Raw genomic sequence first — 21,266 nt, 5'->3', positions numbered from 1 at the left:
GCAACCTCGCTGGCGCGCCTATACGCAACAGCCTCCTGGCCGGCGCGGCCGCGTGACCCGGGCGCTGCCGCGTGACCCGCGGTGCGTGACCGGCCGGCGCGGCCGCGTGACCGGCCGCGCGAGGCGGCCGCGGAGGCCGGACGCTACACGATGTACGGGCCGCCGTCGTCGTCGGGCCGATCGCCGGCCGGCAGAGGGTCGGCCTCGGGCGTCTCGTCGGCGATGGCGAAGATCTTGACCTGAGTCGGCGAGTGGCGAATGTTGGGGGCGATCCGCCGCAAGATCGACACGACGTTGCGCTGCACGTCCTCGACGTCGGCGGTGGTGATGCCGCATTTCATCACCTTGCCGATCCAGCGCTCGTCGCCGGCGGAGCAGATGCGCAGGAAGTCCGAGTCCGGATCCTCGAAGTAGTGCCGGTCGCCGGGCGTCGCGTTCGCGAGCGCCTCGCGCAGCTTGCTGTCGATCTTGTAGCCGAAGAAGAGTTTGCGCTCCTTGTCGATCTTCATGACGATTCCGCTGGTTCGGGGACAGGGATTCGAACCCCGATAAACGGCTCCAAAGGCCGCTGTCCTACCATTAGACGATCCCCGAATGTGAACGGCCCAGAATGCCGTAGCCCGACCCTACCAGACGGCGCGGGGCTCGCGCCATCCCCGGTGGCGCCGGGCTGCGCGCGAGGGCACGGCGCGACACCGGCCGGCGCGCCGGCCGGCGTCGCAGTGGCGAGGGACGGATTTGAACCGTCGACACAGGGCTTATGAGACCCCCGCTCTACCGACTGAGCTACCCCGCCAGGAGCATCGATGACAAGCGGCTGCGCAAGATACTCACGTGGCGCCGCCACCGCAAGTCGAAAACGCGGGGTCTTCCGCCTTTTCCGGCACGAACGCCATCGCCCGCTCCGCCATCGCCGCGATCGTGAGGCTCGGGTTGACGCCGAGGTTGCTCGGGATCATCGATCCGTCCACGACGTACAGCCGCTCGTAACCGAAGACGCGGCAGCGGTCGTCGATCACGCCGTCGTCCGGCCCGGCGCCGATCGGGCAGCCGCCGAGGATGTGCGCGGTGGTCGGCACGTCGAACAGGACTTCCGTGATGGCGCTTTGCGGAATGCCGCCCGGCATCTTGGCCGCCATGCGGCGCGCCACGTCGTTTGCGATCGGCAGGTACGCCGGCACCGGCGGCCCGTCGCCGCGGTCCGTGTCGAGCGTTCGCAGCAGCGGAAACAGCCGGCGCCGGCGGCGGCGCAGCCGCAGCCAGTTGTCGACCGGCTGCATGACGAGCAAGATCGCGGTGCGCTCGGCCCAGCGATATGGCACCAGCAACCGCAGAAACCGAACCGGGTGACGCACGACCTGCGCGAGGAACCGCAGCGGCCTCGGCCACGGCGGCCCGCCGTCGGTGAGCACCGTCGACAACAGCCCGAGCGCGCTCTGGCCGCGGCCGTAGCGGACGATCTCGACGTGCGTACGGTCGTCGACGAACGCGCCCGACTGGATCGCGATGCCGCGCGAGTAGTCGGCATCGCGGTCCGTCGTGGTCACCGCGAGGATCGCCTCGCTATTGGTGCGAACGTAACGGCCGAGGGCCTGCGACACGCGGGGCAGGCCGCCGCGCTCGCGCGACCGCAGCAGCAGCGGTACGGTGCCGAGCACGCCCGCCGCGAACACGACGCCGCGCGCGCGCAGCCACCGCCGGCGCTTGCGCAGCACGGCGGTCGACCGCTCGACGCGCACGTCGTAGCCGCCGTCGCCGCCCGGCCCGCGCGCGCGCACTTCGAGCGCGCGGGTCTCGGGCAGAATCGCGACGCCGAGTTGCTCGGCCAGGTGCAGGTAGTTTTTGTCCAGCGTGTTCTTCGCGCCGACTCGGCAGCCGACCATGCACCCGCCGCACAGCGTGCAGCCGGTGCGCGCCGGGCCGCGGCCGCCGAAATACGGGTCCGGCACGGTGACGCCGGGCTCGCCGAAGTACACGCCCACCTCGTTGGTGTGGAAGGTGTGCGCGCGCCCCAGGTCGGCGGCGACCTCGCGCAGCATCTCGTCGGGCGGCGACAGGTGCGTGTTGCGCACGGCGCCCAGCATGCGGCGCGCGGTGGCGTAGTGCGGCGCGAGTTCGGACTTCCAGTCACGCTCGCCCCACCGCGGATCCGCGAACGCCTCGTCCGGCGGCACGAGCAGCGTGTTCGCGTACACCAGGCTGCCGCCGCCGACGCCGGCGCCGTGCAGCACGAACACGTCGCGAAACAGGGACAGCTGCTGGATGCCGTACAAAAACAGCCGCGGCATCCACAGGTACTTGCGGGCGTCCCAGTTGGACTTGGGAAAGTCCTCGGTGCGCCAGCGCTTGCCCATCTCGACGACTGCCACCGAGTAGCCCTTCTCGGCGAGACGCAGCGCCGCCACGCTGCCGCCGAAGCCCGACCCGATGACGAGATAGTCGTAGTCGGGGACGCGCTCGGCCGCGGCACCCGCGCCATCGCGCTCGGCTCGCATCGCGATCAGTGTATCCCAGCGCGGTTCCGCGGGCGCGCGTTCCCGTTTACCATGGGCCGATGGACTTCCGCCTCGACGACGAGCAGGAACTCCTGGTGGCCACGCTTCGGCGCTTCGTCGACAAGCAGATGGCGGCCTGGGCGTCCGACGCCGATCGCGCCGGCGCGCCGCCGGACGCGCTGGGCCCGGCGGCCGCGGAGCTGGGCCTCGGCACCGACGCGGTGCCCGAGGCGGCCGGCGGTACGCTCGACGGCGACGCGGCCGCGTACTCCCACCTGTCCCGCGCGCTGCGCGCGATCGAACTCGGCCGCGGCTGCGCCGCGCTGGCCGCGTTGCTCGAGACGAACGTCGAGCCGGCGCTCGCGGTCGCCCGCTGGGGGTCGGACGCGGCGCGCGACCAGCTGTGGGGGTCGCTGGCGGCGGGCGAAGTCGCGGCGACGGTGTTCGATCGGCGCGGCCGCCTCGCGGTCGAGCCGGACGGCGACGGCGTGCGCATCACCGGCACGACCGGTCCGGTGCCGGCGCTGGCGGCGGCGGCACACGCGCTCGTGTGCGCGGACGGCGCGGTCGCGCTCGTCCCCGCGGCCGACGCCGAAATCGCCCCGATCGTGCCGTCGGGCTGGCGCGCGGCGCGGTGGGGCACGCTGGCGTGCGACCGCACGCCGGTGCCGGCCGACCGGCTGCTCGCGCGCGGCGACGCGGCGCGCGCGGCGGCCGCCGAAATCCGCACCTGGTACTGCCTGAACCTGGCGGCGCGCGCGGTCGGCGTCGCGGCAGCGGCGATGGCTCACGCGGCCGCCTACGCGGCCGAGCGCGTCCAGTTCGGCCAACCGATCGGCACGTTCGAGTCGATCGCGCGCCTGCAGGACGAAAACGACACGCGGGTCGCCGCCGCGCGCCTGCTGGTGCTGCACGCCGCGTGGCAGGTCGACGCGGGCGCCGCCGGCGCGGCGGACGCGGTGTCCCGCGCGCGCGACTTCGCCGCCGGCGCGGTATCGCGCGCGACGATCGACGCGGTGCAGATCTTCGGCGGCTACGGATTCGTCAACGACTACCCTGTGGAGAAGCTGATGCGCGACGCGCGCGCGTTCGAGGTGCTGGCGGGCGAGGAGGCGTTCGAGCGCGTGGTCGCGCGCGGGCCGGCGGCCGGGTGACGCCCGGCGCGAGGGATTGTATGGACATCTTTTTCGACGATCCGATGCTGCAGGGCGTGCGCCAGATCCTCGGCGCATTCGCCCGGTCCGAGATTCGTCCGATCGCGCCGATCCACGACCGCGACGAGACGATGCCGTGGGACCTGATGAAGAAGGCGCAGAACCTCGGAATGACGCAGACCGCCCTGATCGACGCGCAAAAGGGCGGGCTGCCGGCCGCGGGCATCGCCGGTGACGACGCGGCCAGCGGCAAGCCGCGGAAGTCCGCGCGCATGTCGTGTGTCGCTGCCGAGGAGCTCGCCTGGGGCTGCGCCGGCATCTGCCTCGCGCTGGGCGGCTCCGGCCTCGCCGCCGCTCCGGTCGCGCGCATGGGCACGGCCGAACAGATCCAGGTGTTCCGCGACGCGCTCACCGGCCTCGACGAGCACGGCCGCGTCAAGGTTGCCGCGATGGCGCTGTCGGAGCCGTCGACCGGCAGCGACATCTCGTCGCTGTCCACCAGCGCGCGGCTCGACGGCAACGAGTACGTGATCAACGGCAGCAAGCAGTGGATCACCAACGGCCAGTCGGCATCGGTCTACGTCGTGTGGGCCCAGACGCAGCCCGAGCTGGGCCGCGCTGGCGTGCGCGGCTTCATCGTGCCGCGCGGCACGCCGGGATTGGTGCCGGGCAGAAAAGAGCGCAAGCTCGGCATCCGCGCGTCGGAGACGGCGCAGGTCCACTTCGAGGACTGCCGCGTCCACAGAGACATGATGCTCGGCGTCGCGAAGCCCGACGCCGCGGGCGGATTGGCCGACACCAAGAAGATGCTCGACTCGACCCGACCCGTGGTCGCCGCGCAGGCGGTGGGCATCGCGCGCGCCGCGTTCGAGTGGCTGCGCGACCGCGTCGAATCCGGCGAGCCGCTGTACGGCAAGCCGCCGGCGGGCCACCAGCACATCGCGTTCGCGCTGGCCGACATGGACATCGAGATCCAGGCGTCGCGCGCGCTCGTACACAAGGCCGCGTGGATGGCCGACCATCGCCAGGACAACGTCCGGTTCGCGTCGATCGCGAAGGCGCACGCGGCGCGAACTGCGCAGTGGGTGACGACCCGGGCGATGGCGCTGCTGGGGGACGAGGCACTCGAGCCCGGCCACCCGGTGGAGAAATGGTACCGGGACGCGAAGATCTACGACATCTTCGAGGGGACGGGACAGATCCAGCGCCGCATCATCGCCAAGGACCTGCTGGGCATCAACGCCACGTGATCGTTGTATAGTCGTCGCAGACAATGAGTCTCGCGATCGGGATCGACCTGGGCACGACGAACTCCGTCGCCGCGCTGGCCACGCCCCGCGGCGTAGTCGTCACGCAGGGGCCGAACGGCGAGCGCGTCCACCCGTCCGTCGTGTCATTCCCGGCGGAGGGCGGCGTGCTGGTCGGGCACGAGGCCCGGGCGCGCCGGGCGGTCGATCCGCAACACACGATCTACTCGGCCAAGCGGCTGATCGGCCAGAACATGAAGGCGCCGCTGGTGGGCCTGGCGCTCGCGTCGCTGCCCTACGCGGTCGAGGAAGGGCCGAACCAGCAGCCGATCATCATGGCGCGCGGCCGCCGGATGACCGTGCCCGAAGTGTCGGCGCTCGTGCTCGGCCACCTGCGCAAGCTCACCGAGGCCCAGCACGGCGACGAGGTCGACCGCGCGGTCATCACCGTGCCGGCGAACTTCTCGGACGCCCAGCGGCGAGCGACCCGCGAGGCGGGCGTGATCGCCGGCCTCGACGTGCTGCGACTGGTCAACGAGCCCACCGCGGCGGCGCTCGCGTATGGCTACGCGCAGCGGCTGGACGAACACGTGGCGGTGTTCGACTTCGGCGGCGGCACGTTCGACGTGAGCATCCTCAAGATCCGCGGAGACATCTTCGAGGTGATCGCGACCGGCGGCGACTTCTTTCTCGGCGGCGACGACATCGATCGCGCCCTCGCGGAGCTGTTGGCGGCGGAGCTCACCACGCGCGCCGGTGCGGACCCGCGCGGCCACCGCGGCGCCATGACGCGACTGATGATGGCGGCCGAACAGATCAAGTGCCACTTGTCGTCCAACGAAGTTGCCGAGGGGACGATCGGGGGTCTGATCGTCGGCGACGACAGCACCCCCTACTCGCTGCCGTTCCGGATCACGCGCCAACAGTTCGAAAACCTCGTCAGCGGCTACATCGACCGCACCGCCGAAGTGTGCCAGCAGGTGCTCACATCCAGTGGGCTGGAACCGGCGCAGATCAGCGACGTACTGTGTGTCGGCGGCAGCACCCGCATTCCGGCGGTGCGCGCGCGCGTAGCCGACATCTTCCAGCGCGAGCCCGCGATCGACATCGACCCCGACGAAGTCGTCGCGCACGGCGCAGCGGTGCAAGCCGCGATCCTCACCGGCAACACCGCCGCCACCGAGAACCGCGCCCTGCTGCTCGACGTGACGCCGGCCACGCTTGCGGTCGGCACGGCCGGCGGCTACGTCGAGCGTTTGCTCGAAAAGAACGCACCGATCCCGATCGAACGCACCAAAATGTTCACGACCGCCCGCGACTACCAGACGAGGGTCGTGATCGACGTGTGCCGCGGGGAAAGCCGCCGATTCGCGGACAACGAACCGCTCGGCACGATCACGCTCGACAACCTGCCGAGCGCGCCGCGCGGGGAAACCCGCATCGAAGTGACGTTCCGGGTGGACGCCGACGGCATCCTGCACGTCCGGGCGCGCGACGAGCGCACGGGCGCCGCGCAGGAGATCCATCTCAACGTCATCGGCGCCCCGTCCGGGGAGTCGGCGACGCCCGCGCCCGACGCGCCCGCGCCGGCGTAACGCGCGCATGAAGCCCGAGACCCGCGAATTGCTCGCGTACCTCGACCGCGTCGAGCCGGTGCTGCGCGAGCTGAGTTTCTTCGAACTGCTGGACGTGTCTCCCGACGCGACCGGCGACGAGATCCAGGCCGCATACCACGCGGTGGCGGCGCGCATGCACCCGGACCGGCACCGCGCCGAACTGACCGCAGCCCAGTACGAGCGGCTCAACATCGTCTACGGACGGATCGCCGAGGCCTACCGCGTGCTGCGCGATCCGCGCGAGCGCGACCGCTACACGCGCGAGCTGGCGTCGCGCGCCGACGCCGCCGGCGCCGGCGAGGCCGAGGCCGTTTGGCTGCTGAGCCCGAAGGCGCAGGCCCACTACCGGCGCGCCCAGGCCGCGCTGCGCACCGGCGACCGGGCGTCCGCCATCCTGCACATGAAGATGGCGCTGCGCGCGAGCCCCGGCAGCGCGCTGTTGCGCGCCGCGCTGGCCGACCTCGAGCGCCGCGGGTGAACGGCGGCGGCCGCGCTCGCCCCCCGCGCCCGGCCGCGAAAACGTGCGCGGACCGCCGCGCGCCCGGCCGCCGCACGCCCCGCACGACCGGCGCGACCTCGCGCAATTCCAACCGGTTGTCCGCGCGCTCGCCCATACCGAACTCCGCTCACACGGCCGCGCGCACTCGCCACTTGAACGCGGGGCCGGTTTCCGTAAGGTTGCAGGTTCATGAGCCAACACGCCAAGACGACGGGCTGCGCGATCACCGGGTCCGGGGTGTTCATCCCCGAGCCGGTCATCACCAACGAGGAGTTGTGCGAGGCGTTCAACGCCTACGTGCGCGCAGAAAACGCCAAGTACGCGGACGAGATCGCGCGCGGCGAGCGGGAGCCGCTGCTGGAGTCGAGCCCGGAGTTCATCGTCAAGGCGTCCGGCATCCAACTGCGCCACGTGTGGGACCGCACCGGGCTGCTCGATCCCGAGCGGCTGTGCCCCAACATCCCCGACCGGCGCGACGACGAGATGTCCTATCAGTGCGAGTTCGCGGTTCGCGCCGCCACCGGCGCGCTCGAGATGGCCGGCCGCGTCGGCGAGGAGGTCGACATGGTCATCCTCGCCGCGTCGAACCTGCAGCGCATGTACCCGGCGATCGCGATGGAGGTGCAAGACGCGATCGGCGCGCGCGGATTCGCGTTCGACATGAGCGTAGGCTGCTCGTCGGCGACCTATCCGATCCAGGTCGCCTGCGACGCGATCCGCGCCGGCAACACGTCGTGCGTGCTGCTCGTCAATCCCGAGCTGTGTACGCCACACATGAACTGGCGCGACCGCGACAGCCACTTCATCTTCGGCGACGCCGGCACCGCGCTCGTGATCGAGCCGGTCGACCGCGCCAAGAATCCCCGCGCGTTCGAAATTCTCGGCACGCGGTTGCAGTCGAAGTACTCGTCGAACATCCGCAACAACGGCGGCTACCTCAACCGCTGCGACCCGGAGCACCAGTTCGACGACGACAAGCTGTTCTATCAGCAGGGCCGGCGCGTATTCAAAGACATCGTCCCGCTCGTGCCCACGTTCATCCGGTCGCACCTCGAGTCGCTAGGGCTCGACGTGTCTCAGGTGTCGCGGTTCTGGTTGCACCAGGCCAACCTCAACATGGACCGGCTGATCGCGACGCGCCTGCTGGGCCGCGAGCCGACTCCCCAGGAGATGCCGATCGTGCTCGACAAGTACGCGAACACCGCGTCGGCCGGATCGATCATCGCGTTCCACGAAAACCACGACGACCTGCCGTCGGGCGCGCTCGGTGTGATCTGCTCGTTCGGCGCCGGTTATTCGGCCGGCAACGTGGTGGTGCGCCGCCGTTGAGCGTCAAACCGCGCCCGGCGCGTCCTCGCCGCACGCGGCGGCTCGACCGGCCGCCCGCGACGCGGCGCGAACTCCGCGTCGACCGCATCCACGGCGTCGAGGTCGCCGATCCCTATCGGTGGCTCGAAGACGCGACGAGGCCCGAGGTGCGCCGGTGGATCGACCGGCAAGATGCGTTCGCGCGCCGCTACCTCGCATCGCTGCCCGACCGCGACGCCCTGCGCGATCGGCTCGACGCGCGGCTGCGGTACGACGCGGTGTCGCCGCCGCTGCGGCGCGGCGGCCGCCTGTTTTACACGCGACGTCACAAACACCGCGACAAGGCGGTGGTGTACTGGCGGCCTGCCGGCAGCGCCGTGGACGGCGAGCGCGTACTGTTCGACCCGAACGCGTGGAGCGACGACGGCCGCACGTCGCTCGGCGTATGGGTGCCGAGCCCGGACGGGCGGCTCGTCGCGTACGCGCGCCGCGAGAACGCCGCCGACGAAGCGACGCTGTTCGTCCGCGACGTGGCCACCGGTCGAGATCGCCCCGACGTGATCCCCGGCGCTCGCTACGCGCAGCCGGCGTGGCTGCCAGACGGCTCCGGCTTCTACTACACGTGGGTGCCGCCCGCCGACGCCGGCATCGACCCGTCCGAGCGCCCCGGTCACGCCGAGATCCGCTTCCACGAGGTCGGCGGCGACCCGAGCCGCGACCGGATCGTCGTGCCCGCGTCTGGCGACCCCCAGCGGTTCGTCGGTGCGTCCGTGTCCCGCGACGGCCAGTTGCTCGTCGTCACCGTCATGCACGGCTGGCGATCGACGGACGTGTACGTACAGGACCTCGCCGCCGGCGGACCGCTCGTCCCGCTCGTCGAAGGGCGCGACGCCAACTACTGGGTCCACGCCTACCGCGGCCGCCTGTACATCCTCACCGACGAGGACGCGCCGCGCTACCGCGTGCTGTGCGCCGAAGCCGCCCGCCTCGCCCGGGATGCGTGGCGCGAGATCGTTCCGGAATCCGACGCCACGATTGAATCGATGCAGGTCATCGGCGGCCGCCTGGTGGTGTGCCGACTGCGCAACGCCGCCAGCGCGCTGCAGATCTGGTCGGTCGACGGCACGCAGATGCACGAGGTCGAATTGCCCGGCCTCGGCACGGTGGAAGCGGTCACGGGAGACGAGGAGGACGACGACGCCTACTTCACATACAGCTCGTTCGTCGATCCGCCGCGCGTGATGCGCGCGTCGGTCCGCACCGGCGCGACGCAGGTGTGGGCGCGCGTCGACTTCCCGGCGGACACGTCCGACTACACCGTCGATCAAGTGTGGTACCCGTCCGCCGACGGCACGCGCGTGTCGATGTTCGTGATCCGCAGACGCGACCTCGCGCGCACGGGCGACAACCCGACCGTGCTGTACGGCTACGGCGGGTTCAACGTATCGCTGTCGCCGGTGTTTTCGCCGTCGCTGATCGCATGGCTCGAGCGCGGCGGCGTCTACGCGATCCCCAACCTGCGCGGCGGCGGCGAGTACGGCGAGGCCTGGCACCGCGCCGGCATGCTCGACCGCAAACAGACCGTGTTCGACGACTTCATCGCCGCAGCCGAACACCTGATTCGCGAGGGCTACACCCGCCCCGAACGGCTCGCGATTCGCGGCGGCTCCAACGGCGGGCTGCTCGTGGGCGCGGCGATGACGCAGCGGCCGGAGCTGTTCCGCGCCGTGGTGTGCGCGGTGCCGCTGCTCGACATGGTGCGCTATCACCGGTTCGGCAGCGGCCGCACCTGGATCCCCGAGTACGGCGACCCCGACGACCCGGACGCATTCCGCTGGCTGGTCGCGTACTCGCCCTACCACCACGTGCGGGACGGCGTCGCCTATCCGGCGCTGCTGATGCTGTCGGCCGACAGCGACGACCGCGTCGATCCGATGCACGCGCGCAAGTTCGTCGCGGCCGTCCAGCGGGCGACGTCTTCCCGCCGCCCGGTGCTACTGCGCATCGAACGCCACGCCGGCCACGGCGGCGCCGACCGGCTGCGCCAGGACATCGAGCAGCTCGCGGACACCTACGCGTTTTTGTGCGCGGAGTTGGCCGTGCGCGGCCACGCCTGATGCCCGGCGCGGCGTGCCGCGAGCCACTGGACTGTGGCCGCGGCCGCTGGCGCGGATCGCGCTTCCGGGCTAGCGTCACGGCATGCGCACGCACGAATTTCTGGTCGCAGCGCTGTGCATCGCCCTCGCCGGGTGCGGGGGCCGCGCGCAGCCTCCCGCGGCGCCGGCCGCACCGCCGGCCGCGCCGGCCACGGCCGGCACGCCGCGTACCATCGACATCCCGGCAGAGACCATCGTCGGCGCCCCCAAGTACCCGCCGGCGCCGCGCGAGGACGTGGTCGACGACTGGCACGGCGTACCGGTGCCCGACCCCTACCGCTGGCTCGAGGACCCGAACGACCCGCGCACTCGCAGTTGGGTCGACGCCAACGACGCGCTCGCGCGCAAGACGCTCGCCGCGCTGCCGGTGCGCGCCGAACTCGTCTCGCGACTGCGCGAACTGTTGTACATCGACTACCAGTCCGCGCCGGTCAAGCGCGGCGGCCGCTACTTCTACACGCGCCGCCACAAGGACCGCGAAAAGGCGATCGTCTACGTTCAGGATCGCGCGGGCGCCGCCGAACGCGCGCTACTCGATCCCAATCAGTGGAGCGAAGACGGCAGCGTGTCCCTCGGTGGCTGGTACCCGAGCTACGACGGCACCAAGGTCGCCTACAAGCGCAAGCAGAACAACGCCGACGAATCGGTGATGTACGTGCGCGACGTCGCGACCGGCAAGGACTCCGAGGTCGACGTGATCGAGGGCGCGAAGTACGCCAGCGCGTCGTGGACGCCGAAGGGTGACGGGTTCTACTACACGTATCTGCCGACGGATCCGAACATCCCCGTCGCGGAGCGGCCGGGTTATCAGGAGGTCCGCTTCCACCGCCTCGGAACGGACCCGAGCACCGACGAAGTCGTGTTCCCGCACACCGGCAATCCGCAGATGTGGATCGGCGCCGACGTATCCCGCGACGGTCGCTGGTTGGTGCTGTACGCCTCCCACGGATGGAACGCGAACGACGTCTACATCAAAGACCTGCGCAAGCGCGTCCGACGTCGGCCGACCGAACCGGCCACCGACGACCTCCCGCCACGCGAACGCATTCGCCGCGAGGCGATCCGCCGTGGCTTCTTGCCAATCGTCTACGGCCAGGACGCAAAGTACGGCGTCGACGTGTGGAAGAACAAGCTGTACATCCGCACCGACGAAGGCGCCCCGCGCTATCGTCTGTTCGTCGGCGACGCGCGCCGGCCGCAGCGCGCCAAGTGGAAGGAGATCGTCCCGCAGGCCGATGCGACGTTGTCGTCGGCGCAGATCGTCGGAGGCCATCTCGTGCTGCACTACCTCCGCAACGCGTATTCCGACGTGGAGATCCGGCGTCTCGACGGCCGGCTCGTGCGCAAGCTGGCGCTGCCCGGCATCGGCACCGCCGGCGTGCGGGGCGAGCCGGACGACGACGAAGCGTACTATTCGTTCACGTCGTTCAATCGGCCGGTCCAGATCTTCAAGACGTCGATCCGCCGCGGCAACCCGACGCTGTGGTCGCAAGTGGACGTGCCGGTCGACACCTCCGCAATGGAGGTCGAGCAGGTGTGGTTCGAGTCGAAGGACGGTACGAAGGTGCCGATGTTCCTCGTCTACAAAAAGGGGATCGCGCGCGACGGTAGCCATCCGACGCTGCTGTACGGCTACGGAGGATTCAACGTGAGCCTCACGCCGCACTTTTCTTCGACGGCCGTCGTCTGGGTCGAACACGGCGGCATCTACGCGGTCGCCAACCTGCGCGGCGGCGGCGAATTCGGCGAACAGTGGCACCGCGCCGGTATGCTCGCCAACAAGCAGAATGTGTTCGACGACTTCATCGCCGCGGCCGAGCACCTGATCCGCGAGGGCTACACGAGCCCGGACAAGCTGGCGATCATGGGCGGGTCGAACGGAGGGTTGCTGGTCGGAGCCGCCATGACGCAGCGACCGGAGCTGTTCCGCGCGGTGGTGTGCGCGGTGCCGCTGCTCGACATGGTGCGCTATCACCTGTTCGGCAGCGGCCGCACCTGGATCCCCGAGTACGGCAGTGCCGAGGATCCCGACCAGTTCAAGGTGCTCTACGCCTACTCGCCCTACCACCATATCCAACAGGGCGTCGCGTACCCGGCGCTGTTGATGATGTCGGCCGACGCCGACGACCGGGTGGATCCGATGCACGCGCGCAAGTTCGTCGCCGCAATTCAGTGGGCGGCCACAGGGGATCGGCCCTACCTGCTGCGCGTCGAGCGCCACGCGGGGCACGGCGGCGCCGACCTGGTCAAGGCGAACCTCGAAAAGGCGGCCGACCAGCTCGCGTTTCTGATGTGGCAACTCGGCATGACGGCGGATGCGGCCGCCGCCGCGCCGTCGAACGCATCCGCGGCGCGGCGGACACCGGTCGCGGCGCCGGGGCGAGCGCCGCGGTGGACACCGCAATGACGGCCGCGCAAAGCCGATCGGCGAGCCGCGGGGAGCGCCGCCGTGCACGTCCGGCGGCCGCGCCGTGGCTCGCGCCGGCGGCGCGGCTCGCGGCAACCGCGCTCGTCGCCGCGGCGACCGGCTGTGGCGGCGGCTACGACCCGCCGGCCGACTTGCCGCCGGCCGCCGACCAGGTCGCGCGCATCCGCCGGCACGTCGAGCAGGTCTCGTCGTTTCGCGCCGAGACGACGATGGACTACTGGCTCGGCGACGACCGCATCAAGGGAACCGTGTTGCTCCTCGGCAAGCGCGGCGCGCGACTCCGATTCAACGCCGAGAATCCGACCGGCGGCAACGTCGCCGTCGATCTGGCGTGCGACGGCGTCGGCTACGAGTTGATCGACTACAACAACAACTGCCAGCTCGCCGGCCCGTGCACCGCCGCCACGATTGCGCAGCTGCTCAAGGTGTCGATGGAGCCGGACGACTTCTTCGCGATGGCGGTCGGCGCGTCCCCCGTGGTGTCCGGCGCCGACGGGCGCGTCGAGTGGGACCGCGACGAGGGCCGCGCCATCGTTACGCTTGCGACCGCAGACGCGCGGTGGCGCCAGCGGATCGAACTCGACGGACGAAGCGGCCACTTCGACGTGCTGTCGTCGACGTTGTACGACGCGCGCGGCGACGTCGAGTGGAAGCTCGAACACCGCGGATTCGAGGACGTGCGCGCCGCCGACGGCTCCGTGGTCCGCGCCCCGCGCAAATCCAAATTCGAGCAGCCCAAGCGCAAGGCGGACCTGCTGGTCGTATGGAAGGACCGCGCGTTCAACGTGGACCTGCCGCCCGACAAGTTCGACCTCGACATCCCGCCGGGCCTGCCGGAGTGCGCGGCCGACGCGCCGTGAGCCTGCGCGGGCCGGCGACGTCCGCCGCGACCGCCGGCGCGCGCGTTCCCTCGGCACTGTGCTACGGTCCGTCGGCGGATGAGCGCGACCGAATCACCCCCGCTGCTGGAGATCGACGGCCTCGTCACCCAGTTCAGCACCGAGCACGGCATCGTCACGGCCGTCGACGGCGTGTCGTTCTCGATCCCGGCCGGCACGACGGTCGGCGTCGTCGGCGAAAGCGGCTGCGGCAAATCGGTCACCGCGCTGAGCGTGATGCGGCTGATCCCGAACCCGCCGGGACGCATCGCGGCCGGCGCGGTGCGATACCGCGGCAAGGACCTGCTCGCGCTGTCCGAGGCAGAGATGCGCGCGATTCGCGGCAACCAGATCTCGATGATCTTCCAGGAACCGATGACCTCACTCAACCCGGTGTTCACCGCTGGCGATCAGGTGGCCGAAGCGGTACGGCTGCACCAGGGCAAGACGAAGCGCGAGGCATTACAGGTCGCGGTCGACATGTTCCGCAAGGTGGGCATCCCCTCCCCGGAGGAGCGCGTGCGCAACTACCCGCACCAGATGTCGGGTGGCATGCGGCAGCGCGTGATGATCGCGATGGCGCTCGCGTGCGAGCCGGACCTGCTCATCGCGGACGAGCCGACCACCGCGCTCGATGTCACCATCCAGGCGCAGATCCTCGAACTGCTCGCCGGCCTGCAGCGCGAGTTCGGCATGAGCATTTTGCTCATCACCCATGACCTCGGCGTCGTCGCGGAGGTGTGCGAGCAGGTGGTCGTGATGTACGCCGGCCGGGTCGTCGAGCGCGCCCGCACCGAAGACCTGTTCTCGGCACCGCGCCACCACTACACGGCGGGCCTCCTGCGGTCCGTGCCGAGCTTTGCTGGCGGCGAGGCCGGTAGCGCCGGCGGCGGCGAGCGTACCGGGCGCCGTCGACTGCAGGAGATCCGCGGGATGGTCCCGCCGCTTTACGCGCTGCCCGAGGGTTGCAAGTTTCAGGATCGATGTGACGCCGTGCAGCCCAAGTGCCGCGAGCAGGAGCCGCGGCTGGTCCGATTCGGCAAGAGCGACGTGCGGTGCCACTACCCGGTGGAGGCGGCGACGTGACCGTGCTCGTCGAGATCCGCGACGTCAAGAAGCACTTCGCGCAGACCGCGCCGTGGGGCCCCGATGACGGCGTGGGACCGCTGCGCCGCGCACTCACGCGCAAGCGTGCGACCGTGCGCGCCGTCGACGGGGTGTCACTCGATATCGTCGAGGGCGAGACGCTCGGCCTCGTCGGCGAGTCCGGCTGCGGCAAGTCGACCCTCGGGCGCACGGTGTTGCGCCTGCTCGATCCGACCGATGGTTCGATCCGGTTCGCCGGCCGCGACATCACGCGGCTCGACGCGCGCGCCCTGCGGCCGATCCGGCGCGAGATGCAGATGATCTTCCAGGACCCGTACGCGTCGCTCAACCCGCGCATGACGGTCGGAATGGCCCTGGCCGAGCCGATCGACATCCACGCGCTGGCCTCGTCGCGCGCCGAGCGCGACGCACGCATCGCCGAATTGCTCGACAAGGTGGGGCTGCCGGCCGACGCGGCCCGCAAGTATCCGCACGAGTTCTCGGGCGGCCAACGCCAGCGCGTCGGCATCGCGCGCGCTCTCGCCGTGCGGCCGCGGTTCATCGTGTGCGACGAGCCGATCTCGGCGCTCGACGTGTCGATTCAGGCGCAGATCGTCAATCTGCTGCAGGACCTGCAGCGCGACGAGAACCTCACCTACCTGTTCATCTCGCACGACCTGAAGGTCGTCCAGCACATCTGCGACCGCGTCGCGGTCATGTACCTCGGCAAAATCGTCGAACTCGCTCCCGCCGACGCGATCTACGCCAGCCCCGCCCACCCCTACACCCAGGCGTTGCTGTCGGCGGTTCCGCTGCCCGATCCGAAGCGCAAGACGGGCCGCAAGCGGATCGTGCTCGAGGGCGACGTGCCGAGCCCGATGAACCCACCGCCGGGTTGTCCGTTTCACCCGCGGTGTCCGATCAAGGACAAGCCGGAAGCGTGTTACGACACGCCGCCGCCGCTGCGCGAGATTCGCCCGGGGCACGTGGCCGCATGCCACGTCGCCGAGTGATATCCTGATCGCGCGCACCGCTTGCCGCGGCGCGCGAGCCGGGGCCATGGCGAAGACCATCCTCATCGTCGACGACGACCGGTATACGCGCAACGTACTCGAGGCGATCTTCCGCCAGGACCGCCTGTTTCGGTCCCTCCGCCCGACAGTCGTCACCGCGTCGGACGGCCAGGAAGGGTTCGACGCGTTCTGCGCGCACCGCCCCGACGTGGTCGTCGCGGACCTGCTGATGCCGCGCGTCGACGGGTTCGAGCTGTGCAAGCGCATCCGCGCCCACGCCGGCGGCGACGTGCCGGCGCTGTTCGTCGTGAGCGGCGTGTACCGCGATGCCGCCATCGCGCAGCGGCTGCGCGCCGATTTTCGCGCGGAACTGTACGCCAAGCCGTATCAGGTCAAGGATCTCGTGGCCGCGGTCGCCCGGGCGCTGGGGGTGGATCCGGCGTCTCGCCGCGCGCAAGCGGCCCGCGCCGCGGCTCCCGTGCCGCGCTCCGGCAGCCTGGTCGACACCCCGCTGCCCCGCCTGCTGCTCGACTTGCTCGCCGAGCGCGCGACGGGGCGCCTGACCATCGAGCGGGGCGGCGTCCGCAAGACCGTCGACCTCGTCATGGGCCACCCCGTCGCCGCATCGTCGAACGCGCGCGAGGAGACGCTCGGTCACTTTCTCGTGCGGATCGGCGCGATCGACGACACCCAGCACCGCGACGCCCTCGAGCGCGCCGCCCGAACCGGATCTCGGCTCGGCGAGGCGCTGGTGAGTTCCGGCGTGCTCGACTCGGTCCGCCTCGTCGAACTGCTCGCGGCGCAGGTGCGGTTCAAGATCGCCCGATCGCTGCGCTGGCCGGACGGGACGTGGTCGTTCGAGCCGGACGCCAGCGCGCACGCGGGCGGCGATCCGCTGGATGTCGAGCAGATCGTCCTTCGCGGCCTGATGGACACGGCCGACCGCTCCGCCGTATCACGCCAATGGGCGCCGCACCGCTTGGCTTCGCTCCGACTCACCGCGCGCGGCCGCCAGCTGGCGCCGCGTTTCCGGCGCCTGCTGGGCAGCGCATTCGCCGACGCGTGGGCCGACGGCACGTCGTTGCACGCGCTGGTACGCGCCGGCGTGCCGCTGGCCGATGCGGAACTCGCGGTCGACGCGCTCGCGCGAGCCGGGCTGATCGAGGTCGAGGACGCCGGCGATCCGACCGCCGAGCCGGGCGCCGTCGCGGTGACGCTGGACAGCGCTGAGTCGGCGCCGTCGCTCGCGGCGCTCGCGGAGCAGACCCAGTCGCGCCGCTTCGCAGTCGCGGACGACGAGCCGTCGGACGAGGAGGTGTCCGGCGATGACTTGTACGCGGCGCTGTTCGGTGACGGCACCGAGGTCACGCGCCTCGGATCGCAGCCGCTCGCGGTCGTCGACGACGCCGTGCCCGAGGAACTCGTCGACGAGGAAAGTGGCGTCGTCGACGTGTCGGACGTCGACATCGGGAACGCCGCGCCGGGTGCAGCGGATGTCGGCCGGCGCAGCGAGCACGCGAGCGCCCGGCGCAAGCTCGTCGAGGAGTACCTGCGCGTGCAGGGCGCCGACCACTACACGGTGCTGGATGTCCCGCGCACGGCGGACGCGTCGACGATCGCCGCCGCGGTCGTCGAGCGAAAACAGCGGTTTTCCCTCGAGTGGTACGCGCGTTTCGACCTCGGCCGGGATTACGCCAAACTCGAGGACCTCCATCGCCGCTACGAGGCGGCGCGCGAAACGTTACTCGACGACGAGCGCCGCCGCCGCTACGATGCGGAACTCGCGGGCGGCGATCTCGGGCCGAGCGCGCCCTCGGTCGACGCCGAACTGGCGTTCAAGGCCGGCGTCGCCCACCTCGAGGCCGGCGACGCCGCCGCCGCAGTTGCGCGACTCGAAAAAGCGGTGGCTGCTGCCCCCACCGAACCGGATTACCGTGCGACGCTCGGCTGGGCGCGGTTCGTTGCAGGTGGGCGCACCGATCGATCCGCCGATGCCGCGCGGCGGGACTTGAACGCCGCGCTCGAAATGGACGCGGATCACGCGCTCGCACATGAATACAAGGGTCGCATCACCGCGGCGCTCGGAGCAGACGACGTCGAAGCGATCTTTCACCTCGAACGCGCGCTCGACCGCGACCCGCGGCGCATCGACGCGCTTGCACCGCTGGCCGAATGCCGCCGGCGCCGCGGCGAACTGCGGCCGCTCGAACGGACGTTCCGCAAGCTGCTGCACCGCATGGCGTCGCTGCGCCTTCCGGAACTCGAAGCGCGCGTGTGGCGGCAGCTCGCAAAGTTGTATATCGAACTTGGGGATACCGCCCATGCCCGAACGGCGTGCGAATCGGCGCTTCGCCTCGCACCGGCAGATGCCGATGCCAAAGCGATGCTCGCCGCGCTCGGCGGAGTCGACTCCGACTCGGAACGCATTCGCGCCGCGCGCGAGCGCTGGCTCGCGCGGCCGGATGACGCGGCAGCCGGTCACGCGTGGCTCCGGGCCGCGCAGGATGCCGGTGCATGGGACGCCGCCTATCTGGCCGCGTCGGCGCTGGTCGCGCGCCACCAGGCCGACGACGTCGCGACCGAAATGTACCGGCGGTTTCGCCCGCGGTTCGTCATCCGCGCGCAACGGCCGGTCGACGCCTCCGCGTGGTCGCTGCTCGCGCACCCGGACGACGACCGGCGGATCGGCGAACTGTTCGACCTGCTCTCACCGATCTACGCGGCCGTCGCGCCGCTGACACCCGCCGATCTCGATCTCGACGACGCCACCGCGGTGGCGGACGCCGACCTGCCCCCGGAGTTCACGCGCGTGCGCGCCTACATCGCCCACGCACTCGGCGTGCTCGAGCCGGCCGTGCACGTGCGGACCGACTTCGACCGCGAGGTGCACGTCGGCGCGGTGGACCCGCCGGTGCTGATCGTCGGAGACGACGTGCTGGCCGCACCCGAACGCCTCGAGCTGGCGTTTCGCCTCGGTCGCGCGATGACGTACCTGCGGCCGGGGCGAGCGCTCGGCGGCTCGCGGCCCGGCACCGCGCTCAAACTCGGACTGCTGGGTGCGCTGCGCAGCGCGGCCCCGTCGGCCGTGATCCCAGGCGACATGGACGCCCACTCGGCCGCGTTCGCGGACCAAGTCGCCGAGGCGGTCCACCAGATGGCCGCCCGCACGCGCGACCGAATCCACGCGCTCGTGCTCGACCTCGTCCGCGGCCGGCGCTCGATCAACCTGTCGGCCTGGCAGCGCAGCCTCGCGCGCACCGCCGACCGCGCGGGCCTGTTGTTCTGCGGCGACCTTCCGGTGGCCGCGCGGTTCATCGCCGACGAGGGCGCCGTCGACCGCGCGGCGGAGTTGGTCGACTACGCGCTGTCGTCAGAGTTTTCCGGACTTCGCGGGCACCTCGGGCTGTCGATCGACGTGTGACGCGCGTCGTCGCCCGGTGACGCGCTGCGCCATCCAAACGGGGTTTGTTCGGGTCGAGGGGACGTGTTATTTCGACCGCATGGCGCACACGGATGGGCTGACCGAGAGCGACCTCATCTACGATTGGAACAGCGTCGGCAAGTTCCACGGCCTCGCACCGAAGCGGACGATCACATTCTTCGACGAGACGCTGCGAGACGGAATTCAGTCGCCGTCGGTGGTCGATCCGAACATCGAAGACAAGATCAAGCTCCTGCAAATCGCGAGCGACCTCGGGATCGACCACATCGACATCGGGCTGCCGGGCGCCGGCCCGCGCGCGGTCGAGGACTGCACGACGCTGGCGACCTACGCGCGCGACAACAAGCTGCCGATCCGGCTCGCCTGCGCCGCGCGCACCCACGTCAACGACATCCAGGCCATCATCGACATCTCGCAGAAGGTCGGCGTGCCGATCGAGGTGATGGCGTTCATCGGGTCGTCGCCGATCCGGCAGTACGCCGAGGACTGGGACCTGGACCTGATGCTCGAGCGCACGCGCACGGCCATGGAACTCGCGGTCCGCTACGACCTGCCGGTCACCTACGTCACCGAGGACACGACGCGATCGCGGCCGGACGTGCTCGACCGGCTGTTCCGCAACGCCGTCGACGCCGGCGCGCACCGGCTGTGTCTGTGCGACACGGTCGGCCACGCGACTCCCGACGGCCTGCGCAACCTGCTCACGTGGACGCGCAACCTCCTCGACGGCATGGGCCGCCCTGACGTCGGCATCGACTGGCACGGCCACAACGACCGGGGGCTCGGCGTTGCCAACGCGATCTTCGCGATCGAGTACGGCGCGGACCGCGTCCACGGGACGGCGCTCGGCATCGGCGAGCGCGTCGGCAACGCCTCGCTCGACCAGATTCTGCTGAACCTGAAGCTGCTCGGCGAGCTGCCCGACCGGGATCTGTCGAAGCTGCTCCTTTGGTGCAAGGTCGCGTCCCAGGCCACGCGCGTGCCCATCCATCCCCAGTATCCGCTCGCCGGCAGCGACGCGTTCCGCACGGCGACCGGCGTCCACGCCGCCGCGATCATCAAGGCCGAACGCAAGGGCGACGCCTGGCTCGCCGATCGCATCTATTCAGGCGTTCCGGCGTCGATGTTCGGCAAGGAGCAGGAGATCGAGATCGGCCACTATTCGGGCGAGTCCAACGTCGTCTACTGGCTGCAAAAACGCGGGTACGAGCCCACCCCCGATCTGGTCAAGACGATCTTGACGGCGGCAAAACGCGGGAATCGCGTATTGACTGACGACGAGGTCAAGCAAATCATAAAAGAGCATTCCGCGCAGTAACCTCGAGCCACAACAGGAGTTTCCTCTGCAAAGCCAACCTCATAGCGGCGTCGGCCGCCTGGGGAGGGCGTCTGGCAAGCCGTTCAACGGCGTGAAGGTGTTCTCGGCGACGATGGTGGGAGACAGGGACGCATTGGGAGAAAAGATCACCGCCTGGCTCCAGTCGCACCCCGAAATCGAGCCGGTCGACGCGGTCGTCACTCAGTCGAGCGACGAGGCGTTCCACTGCATCACGATCACGATCTTCTATTGGGAAGACCTGGGAGGCGGTCGCGCATAGCCGCTGGCTGCGGTCGCGATCGCGGGCGATCTTCGGCGTCCGTCCTGGCGCCCTTCGGTTCCGTATGTGGATACGCGCCCTCGTGCGCTGCGGGCCTGCGCCGAACCACGGGTCGCATCCCGCAACCTCGCGGGCGCGCCGATACGCAACCGCCTCGTGGACCGCGCGCGACATCGGGGCCGGCCTCGCGCCGCTCCGCGACCGGGACGGACGCCGGGGCAGCGGGCGATGTCGTCTGTTCGCGTCGCGCGCGCCCGCGCGCCGATGCCGGTGCGGGCGACGGCGATCGTCGTCCGTCCCGGTTGCGCCGCCGCGCGCCCGGCCGGTCACAATGCGCGCAGGGCAG

General features: G+C 70.7%; 15 protein-coding genes and 2 tRNA genes. 13 read left to right on the top strand and 4 right to left on the bottom strand.

The genetic code is table 11. The annotated features are described in order from the left end of the window. Positions 1 to 143 precede the first annotated feature (143 nt). From D6689_17965 to D6689_17950, 4 genes are all read right to left on the bottom strand, one after another. Positions 144 to 509, bottom strand: coding sequence for a hypothetical protein (locus D6689_17965; protein ID RMH39003.1), 366 nt, complete (start codon positions 507 to 509; stop codon positions 144 to 146). Between the two features lie 11 nt (positions 510 to 520). Further along, positions 521 to 594, bottom strand: a tRNA-Gln gene (locus D6689_17960). 129 nt (positions 595 to 723) lie between these two features. Beyond that, a tRNA-Met gene (locus D6689_17955) sits at positions 724 to 796 on the bottom strand. Between the two features lie 34 nt (positions 797 to 830). Then, positions 831 to 2,495 carry a GMC family oxidoreductase gene (locus tag D6689_17950; protein RMH39002.1) on the bottom strand — a complete coding sequence of 555 codons (1,665 nt, stop codon included), beginning with the start codon at positions 2,493 to 2,495 and terminating at the stop codon, positions 831 to 833. A 59-nt stretch (positions 2,496 to 2,554) separates the two neighbouring features. Here D6689_17950 and D6689_17945 point away from each other — a divergent pair, with 59 nt between their 5' ends. The 13 genes from D6689_17945 (at position 2,555) to D6689_17885 (ending at position 20,920) form a co-directional block, all read left to right on the top strand. After that, positions 2,555 to 3,649, top strand: a complete 1,095-nt coding sequence (locus tag D6689_17945; protein RMH39001.1) for an acyl-CoA dehydrogenase — start codon at positions 2,555 to 2,557, stop codon at positions 3,647 to 3,649. A 20-nt stretch (positions 3,650 to 3,669) separates the two neighbouring features. Then, positions 3,670 to 4,899, top strand: a complete 1,230-nt coding sequence (locus D6689_17940; protein RMH39000.1) for an acyl-CoA dehydrogenase — start codon at positions 3,670 to 3,672, stop codon at positions 4,897 to 4,899. Between the two features lie 23 nt (positions 4,900 to 4,922). Next, on the top strand, positions 4,923 to 6,491 hold the full coding sequence (gene dnaK / locus D6689_17935; protein RMH38999.1) for a molecular chaperone DnaK: 1,569 nt from the start codon (positions 4,923 to 4,925) through the stop codon (positions 6,489 to 6,491). A gap of 7 nt (positions 6,492 to 6,498) precedes the next feature. After that, positions 6,499 to 6,990 carry a hypothetical protein gene (locus tag D6689_17930; protein RMH38998.1) on the top strand — a complete coding sequence of 164 codons (492 nt, stop codon included), beginning with the start codon at positions 6,499 to 6,501 and terminating at the stop codon, positions 6,988 to 6,990. Between the two features lie 210 nt (positions 6,991 to 7,200). Next, positions 7,201 to 8,340 (top strand): beta-ketoacyl-ACP synthase III, encoded by a 1,140-nt coding sequence (locus D6689_17925; GenBank protein RMH38997.1) that lies wholly within the window; start codon positions 7,201 to 7,203, stop codon positions 8,338 to 8,340. Next, a complete protein-coding gene (locus D6689_17920) occupies positions 8,337 to 10,436 on the top strand; it encodes a S9 family peptidase (protein ID RMH38996.1) in 2,100 nt (699 codons plus the stop codon). Before D6689_17925 ends, D6689_17920 begins: the two co-directional genes overlap by 4 nt. 82 nt (positions 10,437 to 10,518) lie before the next feature. After that, positions 10,519 to 12,882 carry a S9 family peptidase gene (locus D6689_17915; GenBank protein ID RMH38995.1) on the top strand — a complete coding sequence of 788 codons (2,364 nt, stop codon included), beginning with the start codon at positions 10,519 to 10,521 and terminating at the stop codon, positions 12,880 to 12,882. Continuing rightward, positions 12,768 to 13,763: a hypothetical protein gene (locus tag D6689_17910; GenBank protein ID RMH38994.1), complete on the top strand. Its 996-nt coding sequence runs from the start codon at positions 12,768 to 12,770 to the stop codon at positions 13,761 to 13,763. The genes D6689_17915 and D6689_17910 overlap by 115 nt, the downstream gene beginning before the upstream one ends. Positions 13,764 to 13,841: 78 nt before the next feature. Next, positions 13,842 to 14,867 (top strand): ABC transporter ATP-binding protein, encoded by a 1,026-nt coding sequence (locus D6689_17905; GenBank protein RMH38993.1) that lies wholly within the window; start codon positions 13,842 to 13,844, stop codon positions 14,865 to 14,867. A gap of 14 nt (positions 14,868 to 14,881) precedes the next feature. After that, entirely contained in the window at positions 14,882 to 15,880 is a 999-nt protein-coding gene (locus tag D6689_17900) for an ABC transporter ATP-binding protein (protein RMH39013.1), read from the top strand. 46 nt (positions 15,881 to 15,926) lie between these two features. Next, positions 15,927 to 19,301, top strand: coding sequence for a response regulator (locus D6689_17895; GenBank protein ID RMH38992.1), 3,375 nt, complete (start codon positions 15,927 to 15,929; stop codon positions 19,299 to 19,301). Positions 19,302 to 19,380: 79 nt separating this feature from the next. Beyond that, on the top strand, positions 19,381 to 20,640 hold the full coding sequence (locus D6689_17890; GenBank protein ID RMH38991.1) for a 2-isopropylmalate synthase: 1,260 nt from the start codon (positions 19,381 to 19,383) through the stop codon (positions 20,638 to 20,640). 91 nt (positions 20,641 to 20,731) lie between these two features. Further along, the gene (locus D6689_17885; GenBank protein ID RMH38990.1) at positions 20,732 to 20,920 is read left to right on the top strand and encodes a hypothetical protein; all 189 of its coding nucleotides are present in this window, start codon (positions 20,732 to 20,734) and stop codon (positions 20,918 to 20,920) included. Positions 20,921 to 21,266: the final 346 nt, after the last annotated feature.

The organism is Deltaproteobacteria bacterium (assembly GCA_003696105.1).
Classification (GTDB): Bacteria; Myxococcota_A; Polyangia; order Haliangiales; family J016; genus J016.
This window is presented reverse-complemented; position numbering and strand designations above follow the sequence as displayed.